Raw genomic sequence first — 6,571 nt, 5'->3', positions numbered from 1 at the left:
ATATCGCACGCCGGAGCAGGCAAGGATCGACATGGCCGCCAAGATGGCCGCATAGTGAATATCGGCCCAGTCCGGCATCCGGGGGCAAGCTCACGACGGGCGTGCCTTCCTCGACAGGCTGCTGACCGGGGCCGAGGTGATCCGGCAGGCCCAGCATGGCTGGGAAACCATCGCGAAGTCCGCGCAGCGCCTCAAGCTCCGCCCCGCGGAGATCATCCGCGCGATCTGGCAGGGCCGGATCCAGCGTGTCGCGCGCAATGTCCAGTTCGCGGGCTACGCCTCCATCCATGTCTATCACGAGGAGGTCGCGCAGGCGCTCCGGTGCGAGGGCCCGGCGGCCCTGTCCCTGGAGCTGTTCGCCAAGTCCGTGGGTCTGGGCCAGCAGGTGTTCCTCAACCGTCTCGTCCGGAACGGCCATGTCCCGTCGACCGAGATCCGCAACCCGCGGACGAAGGCAGTCCAGCGCTACATCACGAAGGAAGATGCCGCCGTGTTCCACGACCGCTTCGTCACCCTTCGAACCCTGGCAAAGGCGAACGGGACGACCTGGCAGAGCCTGGCGCCGAGACTGCGCGAAGCCGGGGTGCTGCCGTTCAGCCCTGACGGCGCCGATTACGGCAACCTGTACCTGCGCGCCGAGGCGGAAGGCGTCCTGGACGGCTGATCCGGAAGATCGGCCCCGGAAGCACAAAGGGCGGCGCAATGCGCCGCCCTTTTCGATTCCAGGCGTCAGATCCCCGCAGGTCGCGGACCAGAGTCAAAAACAAGGTTTTTGTCGCAAAACCCTAATATCCATGACGGACGACAGCTCTAAAGCAGTTGGCAGGTTCAGCCGCACTTGGAGTGGCCGCAGCTCGGGCAGGTCATGCAGCCTTCGATCATCCGCATGCCGTACTGCCCGCAGCTGGGGCAGGCCTTGCCGCGGCTTTCGCCGACCGCAACCGCCTCGGAATGCGGGTCGGCCTTCAGGCCCATGCCCTCGCCCTCGATGAAGCCGATCTCCACCAGGTGCCGCTCGATGACGCCGCCGATCGCCGCCAGGATCGAGGGGATGTACTTGCCTTCCATCCATGCGCCGCCGCGCGGATCGAACACCGCCTTCAGCTCCTCGACCACGAAGCTCACGTCGCCGCCGCGGCGGAACACCGCCGAGACCATCCGGGTCAGCGCCACGGTCCAGGCGTAGTGCTCCATGTTCTTCGAGTTGATGAACACCTCGAAAGGCAGGCGGCGGCCGTTCAGCGTGATGTCGTTCAGCGTGATGTAGATCGCATGCTCGCTGTCCGGCCACTTCAGCTTGTAGGTCGCGCCTTCCAGCGCCTGCGGACGGTCGAGCGGCTCGGTGAGGTGCACGACCTCGCCGGTCACGCCCGCATCGCGCGGGCTGGAGCTGACGGCGCGGACCTCGCCCTTCTTCTTCTCTTCCTTCGGCTTCTCCTCGGAGGCGGTCAGGACAGACCCGGTCACCGCGTTCGGGCGGTAGGTGGTGCAGCCCTTGCAGCCCTGGTCCCAGGCCTGCATGTAGACGTCCTTGAACTCCTGGAAGCCGATGTCTTCGGGGCAGTTGATCGTCTTGGAGATCGAGGAGTCGATCCATTTCTGCGCAGCAGCCTGCATCTTGACATGCTCCGACGGCGCCAGCGTCTGGGCGTTGACGAAGTAGTCAGGCAGCTCGGCATCGCCCATCACGTCGCGCCACAGGTTCACCGCGTAGTCGACCACCTCTTCCTCGGTCCGCGAACCGTCCTTCTGCAGGACCTTGCGGGTGTAGGAATAGGCGAAGACCGGCTCGATCCCCGAGGAGACGTTGCCCGCATAGAGCGAGATGGTGCCGGTCGGCGCGATCGAGGTCAGCAGGGCGTTGCGGATGCCCTTCTCGGCGATCGCGGCGCGGACGTCATCGTCCATCTCCTGCATCGTGCCGGAGGCCAGGTACTTCTCGGCGTCGAAGAGCGGGAAGGCGCCCTTCTCTTCGGCCAGGTCGGTCGAGGCCAGGTAGGCGGCGCGGGCGATGGCCTTCAGCCAGGCTTCGGTCTGGGCCGCCGCCTCGTCGGAGCCGTAGCGCAGGCGCACCATCAGCAGCGCGTCGGCAAGGCCGGTGACGCCGAGGCCGATCCGGCGCTTGTTGCGGGCTTCCTCGGCCTGGGCTTCCAGCGGGAAGCGGCTGGCATCGACCACGTTGTCCATCATCCGCACGGCAGTGCGCACCAGGCCGTCCAGCGCCACCGGGTCCAGCTCGGCCGCATCGGTGAAGGGGTTCTTCACCAGCCGCGCAAGATTGATCGAGCCCAGCAGGCAGGCGCCATAGGGCGGCAGGGGCTGCTCGCCGCAGGGATTGGTCGCGGCGATGGTCTCGCAATAGGCGAGGTTGTTCTTCTGGTTGATGCGGTCGATGAAGATCACGCCCGGCTCGGCGTAATCATAGGTCGACTGCATGATCTTGTCCCACAGCTCGCGCGCGTTCACGGTGTTGTAGACGCGGCCTTCGAACACCAGGTCCCAGGGCTTGTTGGCCTTCACGGCCTCCATGAAGGGGTCGGTGACCAGCACGGAAACGTTGAACATCCGCAGGCGCGCTGCGTCGGATTTCGCGGTGATGAACTGCTCGATATCCGGATGGTCGCAGCGCATCGTCGCCATCATCGCGCCGCGGCGCGAGCCTGCCGACATGATCGTGCGGCACATCGCATCCCAGACATCCATGAAGCTCAGCGGGCCCGAGGCATCGGCGGCAACGCCCTTCACTTCGGCGCCGCGCGGACGGATGGTGGAGAAGTCGTAGCCGATCCCCCCGCCCTGCTGCATGGTCAGCGCAGCTTCCTTCAGCGCGTCGAAGATGCCGGCCATGGAATCGGGCACGGTGCCCATGACGAAGCAGTTGAACAGCGTCACGGTCCGGCCGGTGCCGGCGCCCGCGGTGATGCGGCCCGCGGGAAGGAACTTGAAGTCTTCCAGCGCTTCGTAGAATTTCGGCTCCCATTCGGAGGGATTCGCCTCGACCTCGGCCAGCGACTTGGCGATCCGGGTCCAGGTGCCTTCAACCGACTCGTCCACGGGCGTGCCGTCGGCCTGTTTCAGCCGGTATTTCATGTCCCAGATGGTTTCCGAGATGGGGGCAGCAAAACGGCTCATGGGTGGCAGCTCCAGAGGGAAGTCGTTACATAGAGGGTAGGCGGATCTTGTAGGCGCTTCGCTTGCCCTCCGCAAGAACTAGTCTACTCTTGACAGCCAATAACATGATGTAGGGGTTTCGGGTCATGGCCGGCGTTCATCTGGTAAAGCTCTGCGTGGGGGCCGAAAAGGTCGAGGATCTGGCACTGTGGCAGGCATCGCGGGCAGAATCGATGCCCGGCGGGCTGCCGCGGCACGTCACGCGGATGTGGCCGAAGCGGGACGCCGACCTCCTCGGCGGCGGCTCGCTCTACTGGGTGTTCAAGGGGCTGATTCTTGCCCGCCAGAAGGTGCTGCGGCTCGACGAGGTGGTGACCGAGGACGGGATCCGCCGCTGCGCCATCGTGCTCGACCCGGAAATCGTGCGCACCGAGGCGCGGCCGCGGCGGCCGTTCCAGGGCTGGCGCTACATGGAGCCCGCGGATGCCCCGCCGGACATGGCGGCGCGCAGCGCGGCCGACGAGCCTGCCCTGCCCCCGCAGCTCTCGGCCGCGCTGGCGGAGATCGGCGTTCTGAAGGCCGGCTAGCCCGCCAGCGCCTCGACCCGTTCGACGAAGGCCGCCATGCCCAGAGGTCCTTCCGCGGTGGCCTGCGCCGCCGCCGCCACCCGCGCCACCAGCGCGGGATCCGCGGCCAGCCGCTCCAGCACCGCGGCAAGCCCCGGAACGTCCCCGGCATTGACGACGAACCCGTCCTCGCCCTCGGTCAGGTAGCAGGCGGTGCCGCATTGCCGGGCTATCACCGGCACGCAGCCATAGGCCATCGCCTCCACCGGAGAGGAGCCCAGCGGCTCCTTGCGGGCCGGCAGGACACAGACGTCATGCGCGGCATAGATCGCCGGCATCTGCGCGAAAGGCACGTCCGGGACCAGCGTGACGGTTCCCCCCGAGGCGGCGGCCGCCGCCTCGAGCTTCGCCAGATGCGCGCCCTCCGCCCCCTTCGCGCTTTCCAGCCGCGATCCGACCAGCGTCAGCGTCGCCTGCCCGGAGGCCAGCAGCGGCTGCATCGCCGCGACAAGCTTGTCCTGGTTCTTCCGCGGCTGCATCAGCTTGCCGACGCAGAGCACGCGCAGCGGTCCGCTCCGCGGCACCCGGTCGACGCCATGTGCCGCTTCGACCGGCCAGGGCAGGAAGGTGGCCAGCGGATCGGGAATGTCGTCGCCGAGCCCGGTCTTCGGCGTCACCCGCCGCGCGGGCAGCCCCTGCAGCCGCCATTCCCAGGCCCGGTACCAGGGCCAGGGCCGGTCGGCGGCGCGCTGGTCGTAATGGTAGATCCGGAACCGGCCGAACCGCCCCGCCGAAAGCACCGCGCCCGAAACCGGCCGCGCATGGCGCACCAGCGCCAGGTCGGGGGCGAAGTCCCGCACCGCGCGCCGGATCTCCCGGCCCGGCGTGCCCGGGGCGAAGATCCGCGGGGTGACGAAGCTCCAGTCCTCGGTCGGCTCGCGCTTCGGCACGAAGACCTCGACCTCGTGGCAGGCTTCGGCCAGCGCCTTTGTGGCGAAGAACAGGTTGGTGTGGAAGCGCGGGGCGACGAACAGGATGCGGCTCATGGCCGAGTGATGCGGCGCGCCTAACCGCCCGTCAAGCGGGCATCCATCGGCAGTGGCAGCCCTGCAGCGCCGGATGTCCCCTGATCCGCCATCCCCGTTAACCGGAGATTCACCACGCCGGAGAAATGGTTAATGCTATGATGATCCGCTGTCTCACCTGCTGTCTCGCGCTTGCCTGGGCCTCCGCGGCTCCGGGCGGCGCCTGGCCGCGCGGCAAGGGCCATGCCTTCCTGTCCTTCGCATACGAGGAGACGGTCGAGCAGGGCACCGGCAAGGCGGCGCTCGGCTTCGGCGGCACGATGCCGGAGGAAGAGCCGGAAAGCTTCGGCTTCAGCTCGGTCTATGCCGAGCTCGGCGTGACCGGGCGGCTGACCCTCGGGATCGATGCCGGAATGGATCACGGGCCGGACACCTACCAGGCGATCCTGTTCGCCAGCCTCAGCGTCACCCCGGCAGAGTGGCGCCACCAGATCGCGCTGGAATTCGGGATGGGCCAGCGCGACTACCCGGCCGACAGCAACGACGCCGCCAACCTGGCCGACCTGCGCCCCGGCGGCACCGAGCGCGTGCTGCGCCCCGGCCTGTCCTGGGGCATGGGCTTCGGCACGCCCTTCGGCAATGGCTGGACGGCGGTGGATGCACGGCTGGAACTGCGCATGACGCATGACGACGCCATTCCCAAGATCGACACCACGATCGGCATCGCCCCGGGCAAGCGCAGCCTCGCCTATCTGCAGCTGCAATATTCGGACTACCCGGACAATCCGCCGAACTGGCGGCTGGTGCCGACCTATGTCTTCCGCCCCGTGGAGTGGCTGGCTTTGGAGAGCGCGCTGCTCTGGGATGCCGAAGGCGGCGACCGGGCGGGACTGCGCGCCGGGATCTGGCTGGAATTCTGATGCCTTGCAGAATCGCGCCCATGGCTGGCGTCGGGTACATGGCAGAGACCGACCCGATCCGCGAGACAGACGGCGGGACCTGCGCTCTGGCACGGCGGCGGCTGGCCGAGGCGCGCTTCGCCGAGCTGGCCGTCACCGACCGGAAGACCGGCGCACCCACCGTCAGCCGAATCGCGCTGGTGCCGGAACCGAACGGTGGGCGCGCCGGGATCTGGCCGGAATTCTGACGCCTTGCAGAATCGCGCCCCGCGGCTAGCGTCGGGTACATGGCAGAGACCGACCCGATCCGCGAGACAGATGACGAGGCCCGCGCGCTGGCGCGGCGCCTGCTGGCAGAGGCGCGCTTCGCCGCGCTGGCCGTCACCGACCGGAGGACCGGCGCGCCCACCGTCAGCCGCATCGCGCTGGTGCCCGGGCCGGACGGCGCGCCGCTGACGCTGGTCTCGCAGCTCTCGGCCCATACCGGGCACCTGCTGGCCGATCCGCGCTGTTCGCTGCTGGTAGGCGAGCCCGGTCCCACGGGGGATCCGCTGACCCATCCGCGGATGACGCTGGCCTGCGAGGCACGGTTCATCCGCCACGGCGACGCGGAACGCGACACGCTTCGGGAGCACTATCTGGGCCTCTATCCCAAGGCCAAGCTCTATGTCGATTTCGGCGATTTCCTCTTCGCCGCCTTCGAAATCACCGGCGCGGCGCTGAATGGCGGCTTCGGCAAGGCATACCGCCTGGCGCCGGAAGATCTGGCACCCTGACCATCCCGCCCCGCGGTGTACCACGCCCGTCCCGGCGCAAGGCGCAACCTGGCTGGCGCGCGCCCGATGCCGGGCAAGCTCCGCTGCTCCCGAGCCATGCCGCAACATGCCCCGTGGGATGAGACCTGCCCCGGCCGCAAACTCGGCAACTCAGCTGCATGCCCGTCCGGGCTCAACCGGCAGCCGGAGATAGG

At 68.2% G+C, this 6,571-nt stretch carries 7 protein-coding genes; 5 read left to right on the top strand and 2 right to left on the bottom strand.

Annotated features, from left to right (window positions below; genetic code table 11):
* The first annotated feature begins 136 nt into the window (after positions 1–136).
* Positions 137–664 (top strand): hypothetical protein, encoded by a 528-nt coding sequence (locus HCC78_RS33970; protein ID WP_253949362.1) that lies wholly within the window; start codon positions 137–139, stop codon positions 662–664.
* Between the two features lie 164 nt (positions 665–828).
* Here the strand turns inward: HCC78_RS33970 and HCC78_RS25645 are convergent, their stop codons facing one another.
* On the bottom strand, positions 829–3,132 hold the full coding sequence (locus HCC78_RS25645) for an adenosylcobalamin-dependent ribonucleoside-diphosphate reductase (RefSeq protein WP_172331631.1): 2,304 nt from the start codon (positions 3,130–3,132) through the stop codon (positions 829–831).
* A gap of 125 nt (positions 3,133–3,257) precedes the next feature.
* Between HCC78_RS25645 and HCC78_RS25640 the strand changes: the two genes are divergently transcribed.
* The gene (locus HCC78_RS25640) at positions 3,258–3,698 is read left to right on the top strand and encodes a DUF1489 family protein (RefSeq protein ID WP_172331630.1); all 441 of its coding nucleotides are present in this window, start codon (positions 3,258–3,260) and stop codon (positions 3,696–3,698) included.
* Here HCC78_RS25640 and HCC78_RS25635 read toward each other — a convergent pair.
* Complete coding sequence (locus HCC78_RS25635; RefSeq protein ID WP_172331629.1) at positions 3,695–4,723, bottom strand: glycosyltransferase family 4 protein; 1,029 nt, start codon at positions 4,721–4,723, stop codon at positions 3,695–3,697. The genes HCC78_RS25640 and HCC78_RS25635 overlap by 4 nt on opposite strands.
* 137 nt (positions 4,724–4,860) lie before the next feature.
* Here HCC78_RS25635 and HCC78_RS25630 point away from each other — a divergent pair, with 137 nt between their 5' ends.
* Genes HCC78_RS25630 through HCC78_RS25620 form a run of 3 tightly spaced genes read left to right on the top strand, consistent with a single transcriptional unit; the run spans position 4,861 to position 6,377 of the window.
* Positions 4,861–5,622 (top strand): hypothetical protein, encoded by a 762-nt coding sequence (locus HCC78_RS25630; RefSeq protein WP_172331628.1) that lies wholly within the window; start codon positions 4,861–4,863, stop codon positions 5,620–5,622.
* Positions 5,623–5,642: 20 nt separating this feature from the next.
* Positions 5,643–5,849: a hypothetical protein gene (locus HCC78_RS25625; RefSeq protein ID WP_172331627.1), complete on the top strand. Its 207-nt coding sequence runs from the start codon at positions 5,643–5,645 to the stop codon at positions 5,847–5,849.
* Positions 5,850–5,888: 39 nt separating this feature from the next.
* Positions 5,889–6,377 (top strand): HugZ family protein, encoded by a 489-nt coding sequence (locus HCC78_RS25620; RefSeq protein WP_172331626.1) that lies wholly within the window; start codon positions 5,889–5,891, stop codon positions 6,375–6,377.
* Positions 6,378–6,571 lie beyond the last annotated feature (194 nt).

The organism is Mangrovicoccus sp. HB161399 (assembly GCF_013184745.1).
Taxonomy (GTDB): domain Bacteria; phylum Pseudomonadota; class Alphaproteobacteria; order Rhodobacterales; family Rhodobacteraceae; genus Mangrovicoccus.
The sequence above is the reverse complement of the archived record's forward strand: the minus strand, read 5'-3'. Positions and strand labels throughout refer to the sequence as shown.

What these genes read in the sequence shown, in the direction of transcription:
- HCC78_RS25645 (WP_172331631.1), bottom strand. Translation starts at nt 3,132, where the DNA reads ATGAGCCGTTTTGCTGCCCCCATCTCGGAAACCATCTGGGACATGAAA.
- HCC78_RS25640 (WP_172331630.1), top strand. Translation starts at nt 3,258, where the DNA reads ATGGCCGGCGTTCATCTGGTAAAGCTCTGCGTGGGGGCCGAAAAGGTC.
- HCC78_RS25635 (WP_172331629.1), bottom strand. Translation starts at nt 4,723, where the DNA reads ATGAGCCGCATCCTGTTCGTCGCCCCGCGCTTCCACACCAACCTGTTC.
- HCC78_RS25630 (WP_172331628.1), top strand. Translation starts at nt 4,861, where the DNA reads ATGATGATCCGCTGTCTCACCTGCTGTCTCGCGCTTGCCTGGGCCTCC.
- HCC78_RS25625 (WP_172331627.1), top strand. Translation starts at nt 5,643, where the DNA reads ATGGCTGGCGTCGGGTACATGGCAGAGACCGACCCGATCCGCGAGACA.
- HCC78_RS25620 (WP_172331626.1), top strand. Translation starts at nt 5,889, where the DNA reads ATGGCAGAGACCGACCCGATCCGCGAGACAGATGACGAGGCCCGCGCG.